Source organism: Labrys methylaminiphilus subsp. lupini, from assembly GCF_051161885.1.
Classification (GTDB): domain Bacteria; phylum Pseudomonadota; class Alphaproteobacteria; order Rhizobiales; family Labraceae; genus Labrys.
Genome location: NZ_JBMDIH010000001.1, coordinates 1,065,540 through 1,087,924 on the forward strand (window position 1 = coordinate 1,065,540; position 22,385 = coordinate 1,087,924).

The 22,385-nt window shown below is 62.7% G+C and carries 17 protein-coding genes and 1 other RNA gene; 6 read left to right on the top strand and 12 right to left on the bottom strand.

Going from position 1 to position 22,385, the window contains the following annotated elements; genetic code table 11:
• Positions 1-120: 120 nt before the first annotated feature.
• Entirely contained in the window at positions 121-2,481 is a 2,361-nt protein-coding gene (locus ACN6KF_RS04955; RefSeq protein WP_434955767.1) for an ATP-dependent helicase, read from the bottom strand.
• A gap of 140 nt (positions 2,482-2,621) precedes the next feature.
• Complete coding sequence (locus ACN6KF_RS04960) at positions 2,622-3,539, bottom strand: DMT family transporter (protein WP_434955768.1); 918 nt, start codon at positions 3,537-3,539, stop codon at positions 2,622-2,624.
• Positions 3,540-3,641: 102 nt separating this feature from the next.
• Here ACN6KF_RS04960 and ACN6KF_RS04965 point away from each other — a divergent pair, with 102 nt between their 5' ends.
• Entirely contained in the window at positions 3,642-4,283 is a 642-nt protein-coding gene (locus ACN6KF_RS04965; protein ID WP_434955769.1) for a LysE family translocator, read from the top strand.
• Between the two features lie 203 nt (positions 4,284-4,486).
• On the opposite strand, the gene ACN6KF_RS04970 is transcribed toward ACN6KF_RS04965, so the two are convergent.
• The 4 genes from ACN6KF_RS04970 to ACN6KF_RS04985 all read right to left on the bottom strand — a co-directional run bounded on the left by ACN6KF_RS04970 (position 4,487) and on the right by ACN6KF_RS04985 (position 9,031).
• A complete protein-coding gene (locus ACN6KF_RS04970) occupies positions 4,487-6,466 on the bottom strand; it encodes an ABC transporter permease (protein ID WP_434955770.1) in 1,980 nt (659 codons plus the stop codon).
• Entirely contained in the window at positions 6,463-7,539 is a 1,077-nt protein-coding gene (locus ACN6KF_RS04975) for a quaternary amine ABC transporter ATP-binding protein (RefSeq protein WP_434955771.1), read from the bottom strand. The genes ACN6KF_RS04970 and ACN6KF_RS04975 overlap by 4 nt, the downstream gene beginning before the upstream one ends.
• 232 nt (positions 7,540-7,771) lie before the next feature.
• Positions 7,772-8,743, bottom strand: a complete 972-nt coding sequence (locus ACN6KF_RS04980; protein ID WP_434955772.1) for an ABC transporter substrate-binding protein — start codon at positions 8,741-8,743, stop codon at positions 7,772-7,774.
• Positions 8,744-8,851: 108 nt separating this feature from the next.
• Complete coding sequence (locus tag ACN6KF_RS04985) at positions 8,852-9,031, bottom strand: hypothetical protein (RefSeq protein ID WP_434955773.1); 180 nt, start codon at positions 9,029-9,031, stop codon at positions 8,852-8,854.
• Positions 9,032-9,063: 32 nt separating this feature from the next.
• Here ACN6KF_RS04985 and ACN6KF_RS04990 point away from each other — a divergent pair, with 32 nt between their 5' ends.
• Positions 9,064-9,873 carry a DUF817 domain-containing protein gene (locus ACN6KF_RS04990; protein WP_434955774.1) on the top strand — a complete coding sequence of 270 codons (810 nt, stop codon included), beginning with the start codon at positions 9,064-9,066 and terminating at the stop codon, positions 9,871-9,873.
• Here ACN6KF_RS04990 and ACN6KF_RS04995 read toward each other — a convergent pair.
• Positions 9,856-10,374 (bottom strand): thioesterase family protein, encoded by a 519-nt coding sequence (locus ACN6KF_RS04995; protein ID WP_434955775.1) that lies wholly within the window; start codon positions 10,372-10,374, stop codon positions 9,856-9,858. The genes ACN6KF_RS04990 and ACN6KF_RS04995 overlap by 18 nt on opposite strands.
• 303 nt (positions 10,375-10,677) lie before the next feature.
• Here ACN6KF_RS04995 and ACN6KF_RS05000 point away from each other — a divergent pair, with 303 nt between their 5' ends.
• Entirely contained in the window at positions 10,678-12,090 is a 1,413-nt protein-coding gene (locus tag ACN6KF_RS05000) for an FAD-binding oxidoreductase (RefSeq protein ID WP_434955776.1), read from the top strand.
• Positions 12,091-12,402: 312 nt separating this feature from the next.
• Here ACN6KF_RS05000 and ACN6KF_RS05005 read toward each other — a convergent pair whose 3' ends face one another.
• Complete coding sequence (locus ACN6KF_RS05005) at positions 12,403-12,564, bottom strand: hypothetical protein (RefSeq protein ID WP_156771335.1); 162 nt, start codon at positions 12,562-12,564, stop codon at positions 12,403-12,405.
• Between the two features lie 722 nt (positions 12,565-13,286).
• On the opposite strand from ACN6KF_RS05005, the gene ACN6KF_RS05010 reads away from it, so the two are divergent.
• Entirely contained in the window at positions 13,287-16,982 is a 3,696-nt protein-coding gene (locus ACN6KF_RS05010) for an AsmA family protein (protein ID WP_434955777.1), read from the top strand.
• A 311-nt stretch (positions 16,983-17,293) separates the two neighbouring features.
• Here the strand turns inward: ACN6KF_RS05010 and ACN6KF_RS05015 are convergent, their stop codons facing one another.
• The 3 genes from ACN6KF_RS05015 to fumC form a co-directional block, all read right to left on the bottom strand.
• Positions 17,294-17,509 (bottom strand): ribbon-helix-helix domain-containing protein, encoded by a 216-nt coding sequence (locus ACN6KF_RS05015; RefSeq protein WP_068282176.1) that lies wholly within the window; start codon positions 17,507-17,509, stop codon positions 17,294-17,296.
• A 9-nt stretch (positions 17,510-17,518) separates the two neighbouring features.
• Positions 17,519-17,707 carry a DUF4169 family protein gene (locus ACN6KF_RS05020; RefSeq protein WP_434955778.1) on the bottom strand — a complete coding sequence of 63 codons (189 nt, stop codon included), beginning with the start codon at positions 17,705-17,707 and terminating at the stop codon, positions 17,519-17,521.
• A gap of 112 nt (positions 17,708-17,819) precedes the next feature.
• The gene (gene fumC, locus ACN6KF_RS05025) at positions 17,820-19,229 is read right to left on the bottom strand and encodes a class II fumarate hydratase (protein WP_434955779.1); all 1,410 of its coding nucleotides are present in this window, start codon (positions 19,227-19,229) and stop codon (positions 17,820-17,822) included.
• Positions 19,230-19,424: 195 nt separating this feature from the next.
• Between fumC and ssrA the strand changes: the two genes are divergently transcribed.
• Together ssrA and ACN6KF_RS05035 are read left to right on the top strand one after the other, a co-directional pair.
• Positions 19,425-19,775, top strand: a transfer-messenger RNA (tmRNA) gene (gene ssrA / locus ACN6KF_RS05030).
• Between the two features lie 105 nt (positions 19,776-19,880).
• The gene (locus ACN6KF_RS05035) at positions 19,881-20,501 is read left to right on the top strand and encodes an SspB family protein (protein WP_434955780.1); all 621 of its coding nucleotides are present in this window, start codon (positions 19,881-19,883) and stop codon (positions 20,499-20,501) included.
• A gap of 270 nt (positions 20,502-20,771) precedes the next feature.
• Here the strand turns inward: ACN6KF_RS05035 and ACN6KF_RS05040 are convergent, their stop codons facing one another.
• Positions 20,772-22,274 (bottom strand): Do family serine endopeptidase, encoded by a 1,503-nt coding sequence (locus ACN6KF_RS05040; RefSeq protein ID WP_434955781.1) that lies wholly within the window; start codon positions 22,272-22,274, stop codon positions 20,772-20,774.
• Positions 22,275-22,385: the final 111 nt, after the last annotated feature.

Consider the following 22,385-nt stretch of genomic DNA (forward strand, 5'->3'; position numbering starts at 1 on the left):
GGGGATATGGGACCGTGAAGGATGGGTGCTGGCACCCCTCATCCGGCCCGGCTTCGCCGGTCCACCTTCTCCCGCAAGGGGAGAAGGCTGGTCGCGCCTTAGTTGGCTCTAAAACCAGCTCTATGCAGCCTCGACGAAGCTGTCGACCACACGCTTGCGGCCGGCCTTGTCGAAATCGACGGTGAGCTTGTTGCCGTCGACTTCAGCCACCTCGCCATAGCCGAACTTCAGGTGGAAGACGCGGGCGCCGACCTTGTAGGCCGAGGCCGTGCCGGTGGAGCGGGCAACCAATTCGCCCTCGATGGTCAGGGGCTCGCGGCGAAGCGGCGCCTGGGTGGTACGGAATCCGGACGCAATGTTGTGCTGGGCCCGCTGCCAGCCCGGCGTCGAATAGTTCGAGCCGGAAAAAGGCTGGGCCTTGTCGAAACGGCTCATGCCGAGCGAGCCGCCGGAGCCGTAGGAATTGGAAGCTTCCATCACCTCGACATGGGCGGCAGGCAGTTCGTCGACGAAACGCGACGGCATGGTCGATTGCCACAGGCCATGAATGCGGCGGTTGGAGGCGAACCAGACCTTGGCGCGGCGGCGGGCGCGGGTGAGGCCGACATAGGCGAGGCGCCGTTCCTCTTCCAGGCCGGCGCGGCCGTTCTCGTCGAGCGAGCGCTGGTGCGGGAACAGGCCTTCCTCCCAGCCGGGCAGGAACACGGTCTCGTATTCGAGGCCCTTGGCCCCATGCAGCGTCAGGATCGAGACCTTGTCCTCGCTGGCGCCTTCCTCGCTGGCATCCATCACCAGCGAGATGTGCTCGAGGAAGCCGGCCATGTTCTCGAAGCCTTCCATCGAGCGCACGAGTTCCTTGAGGTTCTCCAGCCGGCCCGCGGCTTCGGCCGTGCGGTCTTTCTGCCACATGTCGGTGTAGCCGGATTCCTCCAGGATCAGTTCCGCCAGTTCCTGGTGGCCGAGCACCTCGCTCTGGGCGGCCCAGCGCGAGAAGGAGGCCATCAGGGCGCCGAGCGTCTGGCGCGGCTTGGGCTTGAGTTCCTCGGTTTCCACCAGCACCCGCGTGGCCTGCATCATCGGCACGCCGTTATGGCGGGCATAGTCGTGCAGGATCTGCACTGTGGCGTCGCCGAGGCCGCGCTTGGGCACGTTGACGATGCGCTCGAAGGCAAGATCGTCTGCCGGCTGCATGGTGGCGCGGAAATAAGCGAGGGCGTCGCGGATTTCGGCGCGCTCATAGAAGCGGGGCCCGCCGATGACGCGATAGGGCAGGCCGAGCGTGACGAAGCGATCCTCGAATTCACGCATCTGGAAAGAGGCGCGCACCAGGATGGCGATGTCGTTGAGGGCGTGGCCCTTGTGCTGCAGCGCCTCGATCTCGTCGCCGATGGCGCGGGCTTCCTCCCCCGAATCCCAGGAGCCGGCGACGGTGACGCGCTCGCCCTCCTCGTCGTCGGTGAACAGGGTCTTGCCGAGGCGCCCCTCATTGTTGCTGATCAGGTGCCCCGCCGCGCCGAGAATATGGCCGGTCGAGCGGTAATTGCGCTCGAGCCGGATCACGGTCGCGCCCGGAAAATCCTTCTCGAAGCGCAGGATGTTGTCGACCTCCGCCCCGCGCCAGCCATAGATCGACTGGTCGTCGTCGCCGACGCAGCACAGATTCGGCTTCTCGCCGGCCGGCGTCTGGGCCAGCAAGCGCAGCCACAGATATTGGGCGACGTTGGTGTCCTGGTACTCGTCCACCAGCATGAAGCGGAAGCGGCGGTGATATTCGGCCAGAACGCCCGGGTTTTCGCGGAACAGGCGGATGGATTCCAGCAGGAGATCGCCGAAATCGGCCGCGTTCAGGGTCTTGAGCCGGGCCTGGTAGGCGGCATAGAGCTCGCCGCCCTTGCCATTGGCAAAGGACATGGCTTCGCCCGCAGGAACCTGCGCCGGCGTCAGGCCACGATTCTTCCAACCGTCGATGGCATGGGCAAGCTGGCGGGCAGGCCAGCGCTTTTCATCGATTCCCGCGGCTGAGATCACCTGCTTCATCAGGCGGACCTGATCATCGGTGTCGAGGATGGTGAAATTGGATTTCAGGTCGACCAGCTCGGAATGGCGGCGCAGGATCTTCACGCCGATGGCATGGAAGGTGCCGAGCCAGGGCATGCCTTCCACGCTCTGGCCGATCAGAACGCCGATGCGCTCGCGCATTTCCCGCGCCGCCTTGTTGGTGAAGGTGACGGCGAGGATCTGGTGGGGGGCGGCACGACCGGTGGCGAGAATATGGGCGATGCGAGTGGTCAGCACACGCGTCTTGCCGGTGCCGGCGCCCGCCAGCACGAGTACGGGGCCGTCCAGCGTTTCCACAGCCGCGCGCTGTTCAGGGTTCAAGCCCGTGAGATAGGCGGCAGGCCTTGCGGCGGCCATGGCGCGCGCAGCGATGCCGCCGGCGGCCGGCTGATGGGCAAGGGAAGGGGAACGGGGATCGGACAAATCGGATTTTCGCGTGATTCTGGATTGCCGGATAATGACTTAGATGGGGAGCCGCGTCGAGATTGCGAGCACTTCCCATCGGTATGCGTCAACAGTTGCGCCGCGTATCGGTTAAGAGGAGGCTGAGTGCGCCCTCGGCCTCAGCTTTTCCCAACCGAGCTTGGCGCTGTCGACGGCGCGCGCTGGGCAATGGTGGTGACGATGACGCCTACGGCAATCACCACGGCGCCGAGCCAGGTGAGCAAGTCATAGTGCTCGCCCAAAAAGAAGGTGCCGCTGCCCAGCCCGACCGCAGCGCCGACATAGCCGATCTGGGAAAGATAGACCGGCCCGCCCGCCATTTGCAGGCGGAAGAAGACGGCGAACATCGCAGCGCTCGCTGCGACCTGGATCACGCTGAGCAGCGGGGCTTCGGCGAGGGAAGTGAGGCCGAGTTCACCATTGGCAAGCAGCAAAGCGGCCGAAACCACCAGGGAGGAGGCGAGATTGGTGCCGACCGCCAGGGGCAGCGGGCGGGCATTCGGCGGCCAGTCCAGGGTGCGGTAGACATTGCCGATGGCGAGCGAGAGGGGGATGAGGAAGCCGATGCCGATCCACAGCGAACTGGCATCGCCGACCCGCCCCTTGCCGAGCACGATCAGCATGGCGCCGACGAAACCGATCAGGATGCCGGTGACGCCAAGCAAATTCGGGCGCCGCGCATTCAGAGCCGTCGCCAGGATCGTGGTGATGATCGGCGACAAGGTGAACATGATCGAGGCATAGCCCGAGCCCAGATGCGGAATGGTCAGATAGACCAGGAAATTCGGGATGGCATAGGAAATCGTGCCGCCAATGGCATAGAAGCGCAGATAAGGTGGTGTCAGCGGAAAGGCCTCGCGCTTGAGCGCCAGGACAGCGCCGATGACGAGGGCGCAGCCCGTCGAGATCAGCAGGGTCCACACAGCCGGCTGGATGCCGGCCGCGCCGGCCAGTTTGCCGAGCGGGAAGTTGAGCCCAAGAAAAGTGCCGGTCGCCAGCAGCAGGATGAGAGGTTCGGACGTCTTGGAGACAGGCATGAACAAGCTTGTACGGGCTGGGAAGGGAAGAACGCATGCCCGCTTGCGTCGGGACGCCGGCCGTGCGCTATGAAAACTTCTCTAGCCGCCAAGCCGATTCCCATGTTCGATGTTTCCCTGCTCACCGCAACCTTTTTCGCTGGCTTCCTTTATACGATTTCGCCCGGGCCGGCCTTCCTGGCCCTGTTCGCGCTCGGTGCCGCCAAGGGACGCACGCCCGGCGCCTGGTTCATGACCGGTCATCTCGTCGGCGATATCCTATGGTCGGTGGCGGCGCTGGCGGCGATTGTCGGGGTGAGCCAGATCGGCCCGACCCTGTTCGACATCCTCGGCATCGGCTGCGGCCTCTACCTGATCTATATGGGGGTGAGGGCCGTGATGACGCGCCGGGACGGCAAGGCTGCGGTGATCGGCGCCGACCGGCCTCTGGTCAATGGCGTGATCTTCGGCCTGACCAACCCGAAATCCTATCCCGTGGCACTCGCCACCTTCGGGGCGCTGGTGGCGCCCTATGGCGATCACATCACCTGGAGCGCGACGCCCGGCCTGATCGTGGCCGCCTTTCTCGGTTTCGTGGCGGCGGACTTCATCCTCTATGTCGCCATCGGCCTCAAGCCGATCCGGACTTTCTTCGCACGCCATGGCCTGTGGGTGACGCGGATCGTCGGCGTCGTCTTCATCGGTTTCGGCCTGAAATCGCTGTTTGACGGCGCGCGCGGCCTTGCGGGTTCCGCGCGCGGGTAAAGCGAGAACCCGGGAATAGGTAGTCGCTTCACGCTGTCATCCCCGGCAAGCCACGCAGTGGCGAGGGAAGGGGATCCAGGGGGCAAATGCGCCACCTCACCTCCTGGATCCCCTTCCCCTCGCGCTTCCTCGCGATGCTCGTAAGCTGCTCGGCCGGGGATGACAGCTACACTTGTTCGTCGAACTCCCCATGACAGCTGGCATCACCCCAAACGCTTGCGCGCCTTGGCGCTGGCGCCCCCGATCAGGCGGTCGGCGACGATGCCGATGAAGGCGATGGCAAGGCCGGCGACGATGCCGCGGCCGGCATCCGCCTTGGCGAGGGCGATGAAGACCTCCTGGCCGAGATCGCGCGTGCCGATCATCGCGCAGATGATGATCATGCTCAGCGAGAGCAGGATGGTCTGGTTGATGCCGAGCATGATCTCGGGCAGCGCCATCGGCAATTGCACCAGGCGGAAGGTCTGCCAGCGCGTGCAACCGGCCGTCTTCGCTGCTTCAATCAGGGTCGGCGGCACTTGCCGCAGGCCATGATTGGTATAGCGGATGGCTGGGACGACGGCGAAGGAGACCGTGGCGATCAGGGCAGTGACGTCGCCAACCCGGAACAGCATCACGATCGGAATGATGAAGCAGAAGGACGGCAGGGTCTGCAGGGTATCGACAACAGGTTCGATCACGCGATACACCCGGTCGCTCCGCGAGGCCCAGACGCCGATCGGCATGCCGATGAGCGTGGCGAGGATCGCCGACACGCCGCAGAGATAGACGGTCGACATCGTCTTCTGCCACAGCCCGGACGAGGCGCAGAAAAGCACGAGCAAGCCGATGAGGGCGGCGAGGCGCCAGCCTGCAAGGCGGTAACCCGCCAGCACCAGCAGGACCAGGGCGGCGAGCCAGGGAATGGCTTCGCAGAAGGCCCGGACCGGGTTGAGCACATAAACGAGAAGCCCGACGCGCAGGGCCTCGATCACGTCGAAGAAATGCACGGTGATCCAATCGACGCCCGCCTTCCACCACGGCGCAGTCGACAAGGTCCAGCCCGAGGGGATTTTGGCGAGAGCCGGCAAGACGAGACTGGCCAGCGTGCTTGCAATCAGCAGAGCCAGCGCCAGGACGAGATGGGGATGGCGGGCGAAGAGCCCGCTGCCCTCCCGATGCACGGGCTGGCCGCCGCGATAGGCAAAGGCCTGCGAGAGCCGATCGAGGGCGATGGCCAGCACCACGATGGCGAAGCCCGCCTCCATGCCCTGGCCGATCTTGAGGGCGCGCAGGGCCAGCAGCACGTCATAGCCGAGCCCGCCCGCGCCTATCATCGAGGAGATGATCACCATGTTCAGCGCCAGCATGATCACCTGGTTGACGCCGACCATGAGCATGGGCCGCGCCGTGGGGATCAGCACGCGCCAGAGCTTCTGGCGCGGCGTGCAGCCTGCCATGACGGCAAAATCGGAGATCTCGGAGGGAATCCGGGACAGCGCCACCATGGTGGCCCGCACCATTGGCGGCGTGGCGAAGATCGAAGTGGCGATCATCGCCGAGACCGGGCTGTTGCCGAACAGGATCAACATGGGGATGAGATAGGCGAAGGTCGGGATCGTCTGCATCAGATCGAGGGCCGGGGTGACCGCCAGCCGATCCAGCTTCGGAAAACGCCAGGCGGCGACGCCGAGCAACAGGCCTGTCAGCACGCAAAGCGGCACCGAGATCAGGATCAAAGCGAGGGTAAGCATGGCCCCCTGCCACTGGCCGAAAAGCGCGATATAGCCAAAGCAGGCCGCCATCAGGGCCGCGAGCCGCAGCCCTCCGGCAGCATGGCCTGCGATGATCGCCGCTGAGATCACGCCCAGCCAGGATAATGTCGGCAGCGGGATACCCCATAATTTCAACGGCTTGGCCAGCAATCCGAAAGCAATCTGGAGAGGAAGGTCGAGGATGGCGGCGATCGCCCGTGTCAGCCAGCTCAGATTGCTTTTCATCCAGGCCATGACGGCCGACATCCAACCCGCGAAGGGAATGATCCAGTCATCGGGCCAGGCGGAAAGCCAGCCTGCATTCGACCTCATGAAGTAGAGCGTGATGGCGAGCAGGGAAGCAAGGCACCAGATCACGGTCCAGGTCGTTACCCGGCCACCAGGCGATGTATGCGGTTGAGCGAGGGAAAGGGGGGCTGACTTGCTCAAGCGGCGTTCCTGCGCTGGTCGCCGCCGGTCAGGATACCGAGCACGGCGTCGGGCATGACCTCGCCGAGCAGGGCGCCGGCAGGATCGCGGACCGCGAAGGGCGCGGCGGCACCGATGATGTCGGCGGCGAAAGAGGAGACCTTGTCCGCCGGGGCGAGATTGCCGGCATAGGCGGAACCGGGCTGGGCGGGACGCATGAGGCCGCGGGCGGAAACCACCTTCGCCCTTTGGACGTCACGGGTGAACTCGGCGACATAGTCGGTTGCCGGCCGGGTGACGAGTTCCTCCGGCGTACCGGTCTGGATGATGGCGCCGTCCTTCATGATGGCGACACGATCGGCGAGGCGGATCGCCTCGTCGAAGTCATGGGTGATGAAGACGATGGTCTTGTGCAGCACCTTCTGCAGCCGGACGAGTTCGTCCTGCATCTCCCGGCGTATCAGCGGATCGAGAGCGGAGAAGGGTTCGTCGAGGAACCAGAGTTCGGGCTTGGTGGCGAGGCTGCGCGCGATGCCGACGCGCTGTTGCTGGCCGCCTGAGAGTTCGCGCGGATAGAAGCCTTCGCGGCCGCGCAGGCCGACCAGATCGACCATATCCTGCGCTCGTTTCAGTCGCTCGGCCTTGGCGATGCCCTGGACGGCCAGCGGGAAGGCGACGTTCTCGATCACGCTCAGATGCGGCAGCAGGGCGAAGTTCTGGAACACCATGCCCATCTTGTGGCGGCGAAGTTCGATCATCTCGGCCTCGCTGGCCTTGAGCAGATTCCTGCCGTCGAACTCGACTGTGCCGGCGGTCGGCTCGATCAATCGGGCCAGGCAACGCAGCAGGGTAGATTTGCCCGAGCCGGACAGCCCCATGATGATGAAGATCTCGCCCTCGTGCACGGTAAGGCTGGCCTCGCGCACGGCGGCGACCAGGCTTGCCTTGGCAAGGTCCTCATCCATCGGTCGCTGGCCGTGCCGGGCCAGTTCGCGGGCGGCATTTGGGCCGAAAACCTTCCAGACGTCGCGGCAGGCCAGCTTCACGGTGCGTGTGGCGGCGTCCGGGCCTGGCGAAGCGATCGCGGCTTGCATCGGTGCCTCTTGGTTGCATCGGGAGATTGAGAGACGGGCCTCCGGAGCCTGACTTGGAAATCGAGGCCAGAACGCGGGTGTTCTGATTTTGTCATGCCCTGGCCTGTCCCGGGCATCCAGATGCCGCAGCCTGGAGGGCGCGTGGATCTCCGGGACAGCCCGGTGACGACAAAAACCTTGAGGTTCCTGCGATTTTTCGTTCAGCTTCTCCAGGCTCGCCCGTCTCGGCGAGTCATTGGGCCCAGGCTTTCCAGGCCGCTTCGTGGTCGGTGACCCACTTGGCCGCGATCTCGTCCAGGCTCTTGCCTTCGAGATCGACCTGGCCGCTCAGCTTGTTGAGTTCGTCGGTCTCGATCGTGTAGGCCTTGGCAACCTTGTAGGCCACGGGCCATTTGTCCTTCATGCCGGCCCAGGCATATTTCCAGATCTCGCCATGCGGCTTGCCGCAATCATATTTGGCATCCGGGTTGGTACCCCATTTCGGATCGGTGTAGCAGGCCGGCTCATATTCGGGGAATTTCACCCATTCGCCCTGATATTTCGCCGTGGCCCAATGTGGCGAATAGATCCACAGCATGATTGGGGCCTTGCGCTGATAGGCGGAATCGAGCTCGGCGAACATGGCACCGTCCGTGCCGGCATGGATGACCGTGAAGGGCAGCTTCAGGGCTGCCACGCGCTCGTCATCGAAGCCTTCCCAGGTCACGGGTCCGCCGAGGTAGCGGCCTTTGGGAGCGGTATCGGGCGTGGAGAAGGCCTCGGCACATTTGGGGTCCAGCAAAGCCTTCCAATCGGGCAGACCGGGGCATTTCTCCTTCATATAGATCGGGTACCACCATTCCTCCTTGGCCTTGGGACCAAGCTTGCCCAGGCGTTCGGTCTGCTTGGTGGCGTCGGAGGCCTTCATGGCCTCGCCGGCGGTGGTGTCCCAAAATTCGACGCCGAGGGTCAGATCGCCATTGGTAAGGCCGGTCGACAGGCTGGAGAGATAGTCGGCGGTGGGATATTCGACGGTGTATCCCAGCTTTTCCAGGATGCCGCCCAGGATCTTGGCATTGAGATTGACACTGGTCCAGTCGAACAAGGCGATCTTGATGGGATCGGAGGATTCCGGCGAAGCCGCCGAAGCCGGTGAAATTCCCACGAGCAAAGCGGCCGCCACGGCCGCAAGGCCGCTGCGTCGAAATACTTTCAGGCAGTCCATAATAGGCACCCTTCCGTCTCTCTGAATGGCCGGCCGGCGCTTGTGCCTCTTGTGGGGCGAGGTCTTCCGCCCAAGGTCTGTCGCCAATGCCGATCCTGGAAGTGTCGCTCAGACAAAGCCCTTGGGCAAGTTATTTTCGTGCCAAGAATATTGTTTATATTTCAAAGCGTTGATGGTGATTATTTGGGCGCTTTGCTCGAAAAGGCGGCGCAGCGGCGCGCCCATTTTCCGCCATGGCGTACGCCGATCCTGCGCCCGGATTTCACGGGCGCGCCATTGCATCTGCATCGAGGCTGCAAACGCGCCTGCAAGGATTGGGCATGGCAATGTTCAGGCTCTTCCTTCGCGAATTCTGGCTCTTCGGCCTCAAGCAGGGCTGGGCCTGCCTGTTCGGCGGTTCCTTTCTCGCCCTCATCCTGGCAACGCGCTTCTATTATCCCGAGGGGGCCTGGGTCAGCCGCTATGATTTCCTCTGCTTTGCGGCGCTGGGTATCCAGGGCCTGTTGCTTGCGCTCAAGCTCGAGACCTGGGAAGAAGCCGCCGTGATCGCGGTCTTCCATGTCGTCGGCACCGTCATGGAGATCTACAAAACGCAGGCCGGTTCCTGGGCCTATCCCGAGCCGAGCCTGCTGAAGATCGGCGAAGTGCCGCTGTTCTCGGGCTTCATGTATTCGGCCGTCGGCAGCTACATCGCCCGCGCGGCCCGCCTGTTCGACTTCCGCTACAGTTTCTATCCCCGCATGCGCTGGACGATCCTGCTGGCCGGACTGATCTATGTGAATTTCTTCACCCACCATTTTCTGCCGGACATCCGCCTCGGCCTGTTCGCCGCCATAGTCATCCTGTTCTGGCGCACGCAGATCTATTTTACGGTGGACCGGGAACCGCGCTCCATGCCGCTGCTGCTTGGTTTCTTCCTGGTTGCCTTCTTCATCTGGATCGCCGAGAACATCGGCAGTTTCGGCCAGGTCTGGATCTATCCCAACCAGCGCCACGGCTTCGCTTTGGTTTCCTTCGGCAAGCTCGGGGCCTGGTATCTGCTGATGATCGTCAGCTTCGTGCTGGTGTCGCTGGTGCACCGGCCGGTGCTGCTGGCGCGTAGCGCCCGCTGGCTATTGCCGGCTGACTAGCGCCGGGGTGCGGATGGCCCGGCCGACGATCTCGGGCGTGGGCAGATAGCCATGCGAGGAGCGCATCTCGGCGAGATTGTCGATGATGTCGTGAGGGAAGGGAGCCACCCGCCGGGTCGCCATGTCGATATTGAGCGAGATCAGTTCACAGGTGGCCGACACCCAGCCTTCGGTGGCATGACAGAGTTCTTCATAGATATGCAGACGCTTTTCGTCATAGCCGACCAGTTGCAGGCGCACACGCACGGGATCGTCGAGGTGAAGTTCACGCTTGTAGATAACGTGTACTTCCCCGGTGAAGAAGGACATGCCGCGCTCACGGATATAATCCTCCCCCAGACCGACGAGCGCCAGGGCTTCGCCAAGGGCGTTGTCGAACAGGACGTGATAATAGGCCATGTTCAGATGGCCGTTATAGTCGATCCAATGGGGCTCGATGCGCATCTGTGACGATACGAACGGCGCGAAGAACAATGCTGGCAATTTGCTGGTGTCAAACATTTCCGCCTCCACGCCACTAGAGCAAAGCACGTTTTGAAAAAAAACGCACTTTTGCTTCTAACTCCTTGTTTCGCGGCGCCTCTACGACTCTTGGTAGTCGCAAAAAGCCCTCGATCTTCTGCCCTCTCACCCACTTCAAACTGAATATCCGAACCTGTTGGGCAGGCTCGGATATTCAGTCTCGTTCCAGGTCTGCCCACACTGGATGGGCGACGATCGATCACGATCGCGATACCCTCTGGCGCAGGGCTTCCAAGTCAGTGTATGCCAAATGGCTGATACCTCAAGACAAAGTAACATATTATGGTCAATTCCGGCGCAAATTCCCGGCGCTACCAGCCCGAAGATCTCTCTGCCGTCTGCGATGCCCTGGCCGGACAATTCGGTCCGCGCTTTTCGGCAAGCCAGGCTTTGCGCGACCAGCATGCAAGCACGCTGACCTGGCTGCCCGCCCAGGCGCCGGATGCCGTGGTTTTCCCTGAGAATGAAAATGAAGTGGCTGATATCGTCAGGTTGTGTGCCGGCCATGGCGTGCCCATCATTCCCTACGGCACCGGAACCGGTCTGGAAGGGCATGTCAATGCACCGGAAGGCGGCGTCTCCGTCGATACCAGCCGCATGAACGCCATCGTTGCCGTGCATGCCGAGGATCTCGACGCCGTGGTGCAGCCGGGGGTCACGCGCAAGCAGCTCAATGACTATCTGCGCGACCAGGGGCTGTTCTTTCCCATCGATCCCGGTGCCGACGCTTCCCTGGGCGGCATGGCGGCAACGCGTGCCTCCGGCACCAATGCGGTGCGCTATGGCACCATGAAGGATAATGTTCTTTCGCTGCGGGCGGTGCTGGCCAATGGCGAGATCGTCTCGACGGCGAGCCGGGCCAAGAAGAGCTCGGCCGGCTATGACCTTACGCGCTTGCTCGTCGGTTCGGAGGGAACGCTTGGCCTCATCACGGAAGTGACCCTGCGCCTGCATGGCATTCCCGAGGCCATCAGCGCCGGTATCTGTCCCTTCGGCAGTGAGAAGGCCGCCTGCGATGCCGTGATCGCCACCATCCAGTCCGGCCTTGCCGTGGCGCGCATCGAACTGCTCGACACGTTGATGGTGAAGGCGGCCAATGCCTATTCCGGCCTGGGCTTGCCAGAGACCCCGATGCTGTTCCTGGAATTCCATGGCAGCGATGCCGGCGTGGCCGAGCAGGCCGAACGCTTCGGCGAAATCGCGACCGAGTTCGGCGGCGGTCCCTTCACCTGGGCCACCAAGCCCGAGGAGCGCACCAAGCTATGGGCGGCGCGCCACAACGCCTATTGGGCGGTCAAGTCCATGTGGCAGGGCGCGGAGATCGTTGCCACCGATGTCTGCGTGCCGCTGTCGCGCCTGGCCGAATGCGTGGCCGAAACCCGCCGGGACATCGATGCCACCGGTCTGATCGCGCCAATCGTCGGGCATGTCGGCGACGGTAATTTCCACGTGCAGCCGATGGTCGACATGAGCGATCCTCGCGAGGTCGCGGCCTGCGAGGGCTTTCTCGAACGGCTGGTGGAGCGGGCGCTGGCCATGGAAGGGACCTGCACCGGCGAGCATGGCGTGGGGCAGGGCAAGCGCAAATATCTCAAGGCCGAACACGGTGCCCCGGCCCTGGCGGCGATGCGGGCGATCAAGCAGGCCTTGGATCCGGCCGGCATCATGAATCCTGGCAAGATCTTTCCCGATTGAGCGGCCTGCCGGAGCCGGACACCCGTTCGAGCGTACCGGCTTCAGGAACCGCCGCAAAAAGCAACAGGCGGATGCTTCTCCTCGAAACATCCGCCCATCGTCTTCATTCATCTTGGGCACGTATCCGGGTGCCTGTTGAACCTTGCCTGCGATCGGGCCCGGCTCTGTTTGCTCAAGGATAGTTCCGGCCCGGTCCCTCCTAGAACTAAGTGCGTTCATGGCTGAACGCTCTCCTGCTCTAACTCCCGTTTCGACGCGTCTTTGCGATCCCGTCCAATCGCAAAATGCTTTGGCCGTTGAATCTATCCTCTCCTATGGCGTCACCACCACCGGCTGACCAGCGGCCTTTCCTTCGGTAGCGTCCTTGGGTTTGACACGAACGATGATCGGCATCGTCAAACCGGAAGGAACGGGCCGGCCGTCGAGATAACCAGCCTGCTGCGTTTGCTTGTCCACCGAAAGAAAAACCAGCATGTTCGCTGCTGCTACACGGCTTGTCGGCTCACTACGGGCCAACGGAGACTGCCCCGTGCTAGTCCCAACCGTATAGAAGCCTGCGCCGAAGACACCTAACGCCAATACGACTCCGACGGAGCTGATCAAGCGTAACATTGTGTACCCACCTCACTGAAAGCGAGAGATACCGTTCCTCTATTGACGCGACGCTGTTGTGACGAACGGCCACGAATTCGACCGCCCCTTTTTTGCCCGCTGCTCATTCTTTTGTGGGGGAGCATTCAGGCACAGCCCAGCCGGCTCATGCTTTAGCATTTATTCCGGCGGAGGATGTCATAGCACAAATTTTGTACGGGTCTTAATGAAATCTAAAGACTTGGTGAAAATGTGAACATGGCGGGTCGTTCGTAAGACAATTGCTGCCGAATCTGTTCATAATGACGGTTTCGATCGGGATTTCGACCGTTTGGGACCATCTCCCGCCGCCCTGTGCAGTGACCCGGGACCACAGTTTCTCCACGTTCCCGGTTTCGTCTCGCCGCGGTTTTCGCGTATGGTCGTCGCTGGCAGGGAAGGGACCTCGAAACCGGATTCACCATGGCGCCATCGGCGGGGTGAAACATTTGCCGGTCGAGGGCAAAGCGTGTTCTGACGGAACGCATTTGCTCTAACCCTTCGTTTGGAGGCACCTTTGCGATTCCCGGTACTGGATTGCAAAGGCATTGGAAAGGACGTGCGGCGTGCGCGAGGCGCTCACCGTTATCGGATTTTTGTTGATCGTGGCGTTCGCGGCTGTGTTCACCGCGCCCCTCTACGTCGACTGGAACGCTTGGCGCGAGGATATCGGCAACCGCCTCACGCAGCATTTCGGCACAACCGTCATCATTCGTGGCCCGATCGAAGCGCGCCTCTTGCCCCAGCCCTGGCTTTCGCTCTCGGATGTCAGCATCGGAGACCCCTATGGCACTACCAGGCTGAACGTTGCGCGCATCGATGGAGACGTCAGCCTCGGCGGCCTGCTGCGCGGCGATGTCGATCTTTCCAATGTGGTGGTGCGTGATCCCGCCCTGTCGGTAGCGGCCGATGACGAGGGGACGATCGCTCCCCTATCGAAATATCCGGTGTCGCTCGGGGCCGCGGTCGAAAGCTTCGAGGTCAGTGGCGGATCGCTTCATTATGTGAACAAGGTCGACGGCCAGGACATCAGCCTGACCGGCATCAATCTGGTCGGTGAATCCGGTTCGGTACTCGGTCCCTACAAGGCCGAGGGCGGCATCAAGATCGCCGGCGTGCCTCATACGATAAAGATCGCGACGGGCGTTGCCGAGAAGGGCAGCCTCAATCTGCGCATCACCGCGGTGCCGGCGGACAAGCCGGTGACGCTCGATCTCGACGGTCAGGTCAAGCTTCAGGGTGGCAAGCCGACCTTTGTCGGGATGGCGACGCTGCTGCGTCCGACCTTCTCCGCGAAGGCGGCGGGAGAAGGGGACCCGGATGATCAGGCCGCTGGCGAGCAATTGGCCTGGAGTATGTCGGGGCCGGTGACCGCTACACCCGCAGGCGTGGCCTCCGACAAGGTGTCGATCCAGCTTGGGCCGGACGAGCGGGCCCTCAAGCTTGCCGGCAGCGTGAACCTGGCTTTCGGCGCCACGCCGGTGCTGGAGGCGAACCTTGCCGGCAAGCAGCTCGAACTCGATCGTTTCGCCGGTATCGGCCCCGACAAGCGCCAGCCACCGGCCGCGGTGCTGGCCAGGCTTGCCAGGACCATACCGACGCTTGCCGGAGCCGCCACCAACGCCCAGATCGATCTTGCCGCCGATGGCCTCATGCTGGGCGGCGAGTTGATCCAGAATGCCCGGGCGAGCCTCAGGGTTGCCGAGGGGAAATTGCAGGTCGATCGTCTCGAGGCGACATTGCCGGGCAAGAGCCATCTCTTGCTGGCCGGCGACGTCAATGACGAAGGAGGCGGGTTCAAGGGCAATCTCGACCTCAAATCGGGCCAGGCCACCGGCCTGATCGGCTGGCTGCAGGGCCAGCCCGTTCTGGGGCGGCCGGATGCCGCCCGCAAACTGTCCCTGAAGGCAGCCCTCGACGCCGACGCCGACAAGGTGGACTTTTCGCAGCTGACCCTCGCCATCGACGATGCCGCGGTCAAGGGCAGGCTGGCCTGGAACCGCCTGGCACACGGCCGGTCCGCCGGGCGGGTCGAAGCCAATCTGGCCGCGCAGCGTATCGATCTCGACGTGCTGCCATCGGTGGCCGCTCTCCTGCCCGGCAGCAGCGATCTGTTCAGCGAAGCCGATATCCGCTTGCAGGCGGAAGCGTTGGCCCTGTCGGGAATCGAGGCCAAATCGGTCAGTGGGCATATCAAGGCGGGCGGCAAGCTGATCGCGCTCGAGGATGTGGTCGTCAACGACCTCGGCGGCGCCAATCTCACCGCCAATGGCCGCATCGACAATATCGGTGCCGAGCCACAGGGCGAGATCCGCATCGTATTGAACGGCAAGGATCTTTCGGGGCTGGCTACCACGCTCAAGCGCAGCACGCTGCCGGTTTTCTGGGTCAATGCCTTTGCGGCCCGCGCGGCCTCGCTCTCGCCGGCCAATGCCAGCCTTTCCGTTGCCTTCGGGGCTGCGCGGCGTTATTCGGTCGACGGCAAGTTCGGCGGCAGCGTTCTGCAACTCGACACCCAATTCGCGGGCACGGGCGCAGGCGAGAACGCCGATATCAGGGTGAAGGCCGACAGCCTCGACGTCGCCACGCTGATGCGCCAGGCTGGGCTCGACTATGCGGTGGGTTCCGTGCCCGGGCGTGCCTCGCTGGAGATGGCCCTGTCGGGTCCGCTCAACGGCGCGATGCGTTGGAACGCCAGTTTCGAAGGAGCGGGGCTGCAACTCTCCGGTACCGGCAAGATGACCGGTTCACTCGAAGCGCCGGCTTTCGACGGGCGCCTGACGGCCAGCACCGACGATGCGCTGGTGCCGGCCCAGCTACTGAGCCTGCCGCTTCCGGGCGTGGTTCCTTCCCAGAGTGCCACGCTGGACTCCGGTTTTCGTGCCAGGGCAGGTCGTTATGTCTTCGATGATCTGACGGGGACAGTGCTCGGCATGCCGGTCAGCGGAGCGCTCACCATCAATGCCGGCAAGCCGACGCGCCTCGACGGTCGCCTGAATTTTCTCAAGGCTGATGGGCAACTGCTCGGCTCGCTGTTCTCGGGAGCGGATCTGGGCGCGGGGAACACCAATGGCAATGCCTTTTCCGATGAGAGCTTTGGTGCGGGAACCTTCGATGCCTTCGCAGGTCGGCTCTCCGTCTCGGCCAAGACGTTGCGCCTGTCTCGACGCCTGCCCGAACTCGACAATGCGCGCGCGGTGCTGAATTTCGGCAATGGCAAGGTGGCCGTCGATGATTTTGCTGCAAAACTCGCCGGCGGTGATGTCAGCGGTGCCCTCCAGCTTTCGCATGCCGCCCTCGATACTGCCGCAAGCGGACATTTCTCGTTGCACAAGGTCGCGCTGCAGGGACGTCAGCTTTCTGGCGAACTGGCCATGGGCGTTGAATTCCAGGGCAATGGCCGCTCGCCCGACGCGTTGATGTCCTCCCTCACGGGGGGAGGAACCGCCGAACTTGCCCAGGCATCGCTGGCGGGGCTCTCCGAAAAGGCCTTCGGCCAGACGGTGGTGGCGGTAGATGGTGGACTTTCCGGCGACGCCGGTCACGTCAGGGAAGCCTTCGAACGCAGCTTGGATGAAGCTCCGCTGAAGACCGGGACGATCAACGGCAATCTCTCGCTCGCGGGCGGCGTGCTCCGTCTCTCCTCGACCCGAGCCACCTCGGCGCAGGGCAGCATTGCCCTCTCCGGTCTGCTGGATCTCTCGGACCTGACGGTGAAGGCCGACATCGCGCTCTCCCCCACCAATCCGGCCGATGGCTTCGGGGGCCCGGCCCCAATCATCCCGGTGCAATTGCGCGGCACCATCGACGCCTTGCAAAAGCAGGTCGATGTATCGAGCCTTGTCGCCTGGCTCAGTATTCGCGGTGTCGAACAGCAGGCCCGCAAACTCGAGGTATTGGAGGCACAACGGCGGATCGAGGAGAAGGCTCAGGAGGACGCGCGTCGCGCGGAAGCCTTGAAGATGCAGAAGGCGATCGAAGATGCGCGTCGGAAAGCCCAGCTTCAGGTCCCGGCACCCACCAGTCCACCTCTGCAACTGAGGCCGGGAGCACCGGTGCCGGCAACGGGCGGGGCGGGGGTCCCGCTGGCGCCCACGGCCGGGCTTCCCGGCGTGCCGCCGGTGAAATTGCCTTCTCTCGAAAACCTGCCCGCCTCGTCGGTAACCCCCGGCCACACCACGGTGGTGCCAGCCCCGCTTCTGCCGAATTCCGGGCCGGCCTTGCCGCAGGCTCCCATCGGATCACCGCCGATCGGCCCCTGAGGCGGGGGAGGGCCGTTGCTTACCGCTATTCCAGGTTGAAAGCAGATGTCGGTGGTTGCGGGTGGTATTATAAGGCCGTCTATTTTGCGTTACACACAAGACAGCAGATCTAGCCTTTATGGACGCGCTAAGTCTGAAGCAAGCTAGGTCTTCAATTGTTCGAATGGGCTATGGCCGCTGCCGTAGAGACAAACTCCTGCAACATGATGAAGGCAAGCATCAAGCGGGAGCAAAACCAGGCCTGCCGGATGGAACCTGCTTTCCATCAATCAGGCGAACGCGACTGCAGGCCGGGCCGAATCAAGCCACCCTCATCCTCGGCGCACATTCTCCAGGACGAAGAGCCGGATTGCCGAAGACAGATTTCCTTGGGCGCGTGTGGCATCGATCTCGGCAACGACGTCCGAGAGCGTGAGATCGCGCTTGGCGGCCAGTTCTTTCAAGGTTTCCCAGAAGGCATCCTCCAGGGAAACGCTCGTCTTGTGGCCGGCAATGACGATGGAACGTTTAACGACTTTGCTTTTCATGGCAGCCCATCACTCTACATTATTGGGCTTCAGGCGGTGTCTGTCGAGGTGCCTTTCGGCCTCCTGCTTATCCGCCTGCAGCCTTTCTCTATCGATGCGCGAGAGTCCATGGATCGAGCGTTTCCGGGCAGCTTCCTGCTCGGCTTCGGCCCTTGCCCGAGCCTTGCGTACTCTCCTCAAATTCACGATCTCAGTCATCAGCTTACCGGAAAGGAACTTTCTCTCAAGTGAACAACTTCACTATCGACTTGAGGCCCGATCTGGGCACATCTTGTAAGACATATGCCTTGATTGGAAAACAACGTTCCTGTCATTCTTTATCTGGCGTTATCATCCGTGCAAGGCTCATCGCATTTTCAAAAGCTCTTTCATCCATTATTTTTGCCGCCAATATTTCCTGAAGTAGAGTGGTACCGTTATGGTGCGCTGTCTTCGCAATATAAGCTGCCTTATCATAGCCGATGACAGGTGTTAGTGCCGTCACCAGCATGAGGGAACGCGCCACGAGATCGCTGATTCGGGAAGTGTCGGCCTCGATTCCGCTGACGCAGTGATCGGTAAAGCTGTTGGCTGCGTCGGCAAGCAGGCGGATAGACTGCAATGTCGCGTCGGCGATCACCGGCTTGAACACGTTCAGTTCCAAATGCCCCTGGCTGCCGGCAAAGGTGATGGTGCTCTGATTGCCGAACACCCGTGTGCAGACCATGGTCATCGCCTCGCATTGGGTCGGGTTGACCTTGCCCGGCATGATGGAAGAGCCCGGCTCGTTTTCAGGCAGAATCAACTCGCCGAGGCCGGCTCGAGGGCCCGAACCGAGCAGCCGGATGTCGCTGGCGATCTTGAACAGGCTGACGGCCACGGTGTTGAGCGCACCATGGGCCGCCACCAAAGCATCATGCGTGGCGAGGGCCTCGAATTTGTTGGGGGCGGTGACGAAGGGTAGGCCAGTCAGGGCAGCAAGTTCAGCCGCGATCCGTTCGGCGAACCCCTCGCGGGTGTTGAGGCCGGTGCCGACCGCCGTGCCGCCCTGCGCCAGGGGCATCAATTCGGCAAGGCCAGCCTCGATCCGCCGGATGCCCTGCTGCAACTGCGTGGCATAGCCTGAGAATTCCTGACCGAGCGAGAGTGGGGTCGCGTCCTGCAAATGGGTGCGGCCGATCTTGATGATGTCCTTGAAGGCTTCGGCCTTCTGTTCCAGGGCGGAAGCCAGATGGCGCAGTGCCGGCAGCAGCCGGTCATGGATCTCCCGGGCGGCAGCCACATGCATGGCGGTGGGGAAGGTATCGTTGGACGATTGGCCGCGATTGACATGGTCGTTGGGATGCACCGGCTTCTTAGAGCCCATGGTGCCGCCGAGCATCTCGATGGCGCGATTGGAAATCACCTCATTGGCATTCATGTTGGTCTGCGTGCCGGAGCCTGTCTGCCAGACCACTAGGGGAAACTCGTCATCAAGCCTGCCGTCGGCGACCTCGCGAGCCGCGCGCTCGATGGTCTCGGCCAAAGCGGGGTCGAGCACGCCGAGCTCGCGATTGGCGCGAGCGGCCGCCAGTTTGATCAGCCCGAGAGCGTGAATCAGCGGGCGGGGCATCTTCTCGGCGCCGATGCGGAAATTCTCGAGCGAGCGCTGGGTCTGTGCCCCCCAATAATGCCCGGCGGGCACCTCGATCGTCCCGAAGGAGTCGCTTTCCTGGCGGCTGGCGGGGGTGGCTTCAGTCATGATGGTCTCCTGCAACTGGCCCCATGCGGTCAGCCCTGGATTTGGGGAGCGCATGGCGGCTCGTATTCGAGTCTCCGGTGGGGCATCCAAGGCCGCTGCCGCATGCCGATTGAGGATGGCACGGGCAGGGCGAGACGCCCTCTCTCTCAAATAAGGCATGTCAAGCCTGAGGAAAGCTCCGTCAAACCGCAATCGCCTCTTTTTTCTGCCGAACAGGCAGCCTATATTCCCTTTGCCGGCTCGCGCCGGCTATGGCGATAAATGGTCATCGAAATAAACCTTTCGGACCCGGGGGCAGTACCCGGCGCCTCCACCAGAGCCCGTCAGGGCGGGCTGCGGCGGGGGCGAAACAGGATCGACGAGGGTGTAAAGGGTGTGCTTTCGCTCGGCATGGTTCCGCCGATATCGGGCCTTTTCAATAGTTGCCAACGACAACTATGCTCCGGTTGCGGTTGCCGCGTAAGCGGTAACTAGACCGAAATCAAGTCCTGACGGGTAGCACCGGCAGGCGGGGTTCGGAGGCACCTGGCAACAGAAGCCTCCACTTCATTCCGGTCTGCCTGCAGGCCATCCGAAGATGCGGTCTGCAAGGCGTATGAATGTGCCAGCGGGCCTGATGTAATCAAAAGCTGGCCTGGTAAGAATTGCGCGATGAGTATTGACCATATCCGGTATGATCTTCTCACTCAGGATGCGCTGCGCGGCATGGTTCGCCGCGTGCTGGCCGATGCTGCCCGCATCGGACTGCCGGGCGACCATCATTTCTTCATTTCCTTCAAGACGCAGTTTCCCGGCGTCAGTATTCCGGCGCGTCTGGCGGAAAAGTTTCCGGAAGAGATCACGATCGTCCTCCAGCATCAGTTCTGGGATCTCACAGTCAGCGATTACGGCTTCGAGGTTGGGTTGTCTTTTGGCAATGCCCCCGAGCGGCTGGTCGTGCCTTTCGCTGCCATGACGGCCTTCTTCGATCCGTCAGTGGATTTCGGCGTGAAGTTCGAGGTCGACGAAGTCGAGACGGAAGAGGAAGCCGCACCGGTACCGGCGCCGGCTGCGATTCGCGCAGTTCCGCGTAGTGACGAGGGCGAAGCCGGCAAGCGTGCACCGGCCAAGGAAGCCGGGACCAAAGAGGTTGCGGCCAAGCCTGCTCGCAAGAAGGCCAGCGCTCCTGTTGAAGAGCCGGTTACTGCGACGGCAGGCGAAGGCGGTGAGGACGAGCAGCCCGCCGAGAGCGAGAAAATCGTCAGCCTCGATCATTTCCGTAAGAAGAAGTAAGCGGCCTCACACGAGTGACATCCTCGCCAGCATGAGCGGGGTCACGTCCTGCTCTGCATCAAGCTGACGGCTTGGTTGTCGGCTGAGGCCGCAGATGCCTCGTCCGCCTCTCCCTTCCCCGCACACGCTGCGTTTCCAGGAGCAGGCGAGACGCCCGCAGTTTCAGGCACATTGCTTCCCCGCACACCTTTAATTGGATCGCCCGAAGCAATTACGAATGGGCCTCCGCAAGGCGGAGACCCATCGTCTTGTAAGATCTGAAGCTCAGGCTCAGTTCAGGCTAAGTGCCACGAAGCGCAGCTCACCCTGCGTGTTCGACAACAGCAGCAGAGCCTGCTTGGTGCCGGACTTCTTCAACTCCTCGATGCGCTTGCTCACATCCTCAGGGTTGGAAACCGCTTGCTGGCCGACCTGGAGGATAACGTCGCCGATCTTGACCTGCTTGTCCTCGGCCGAGGAGCCGTTGTCCACCTTGGTCACCACCACGCCCTTGGCATCGGTGGCAAGCTTGTATTTGTCGCGCAGCTCCTTGGTGATGCCGGACATTTCCAGGCCGAGGGCCTTGGTGATCTTCGGTTTTTCAGGCGTTTCGGTGCCGCGGGTGGATGCCTTGATGGCGGCGTCGCTCTCGTCGAGGCGTGCGACGGTCACCGTCTTGGTCAGGGTCTGGCCCTTGCGCAGAATCACCACCTCGACCTTCTTGTCCACCGCCGTGTCGGCGACGAGGCGGGGCAGGTCCCGCATTTCCTTGATGTCGTGGCCGTCGAATTTCATGATCACGTCGCCCGGCTCTAGGCCTGCCGGCTTGGCCGGGCCCTTGTCGTCGACGCCGGCGATCAGCGCGCCCTGCGCCTTTTGCATGCCCAGGCTTTCGGCGATGTCGTCACTAACGCCCTGAATACGTACGCCCAGCCAGCCGCGCCGCGTCTCGCCATAGAGCCGAAGCTGCTCGATCACGGGCTGCACCGTCGCCGACGGCATGGAGAAGCCGAGACCGATCGAGCCGCCTGTGGGCGAGATGATCGCCGTGTTGATGCCGATGACGCCGCCATCCATGTCGAACAGCGGCCCGCCGGAATTGCCCTTGTTGATGGCGGCGTCCGTCTGCAGATAATTGTCGTAAGGCCCCGAATTGATGTCGCGGTTGCGGGCCGAGATGATGCCCAGCGTCACCGTGCTCGACAGGCCGAAGGGATTGCCGATAGCCATGGCCCAGTCACCGACGCGGACCTTGTCGCTGTCGGCGAACTTCACCGCTTTCAGCGGCTTGGGCGGGTCGACCTTGAGCACGGCCACATCCACCTTCTTGTCGCGGCCGAGCAGTTTGGCCTTGAGCTTGGAACCGTCGTTGAAATTGACCTCGATGTCGTCGGCGTCGTCGATGACATGGTTGTTGGTGACGATGATGCCGCTGGGGTCGATGACGAAGCCCGAGCCGAGAGCTTCGGTCTTGCGGGGACGCTGCATCCCCTTGCCTTCCTTGTTGAAGAACTGGTTGAAGAATTCCTCAAAAGGCGATCCGGGCGGCAGCTTGGGCATCGGGGCCCGCGGCTGGTCCTCGCCGTCTTCGTCATTGCTGCCGGAGGCTACCGTCTGCGAGGTCGAGATATTGACGACGGCATCGATCAGTTCGGCCGAGAGATCAGCGACGGAGGGCGGGCCCGCCGCGGCCATGGCAGGCGGCGCCACCAGGGTTGCCGGGCTGGCGGCGATCAAGGCGGCGATGGCAACGGCGCCGCTGCGGCGCATCAGGCTGTTGAGTTGAATCGGCATCAAGTCCTCGGATGGTCACCCGCATCGGTGTTGATGTGGGGCGCGGTCGGATTGAATTTCAAGTGCGGAATGCGGCGCGAGCGTGACGCACTCGTAAGTTCACGCAAAGTT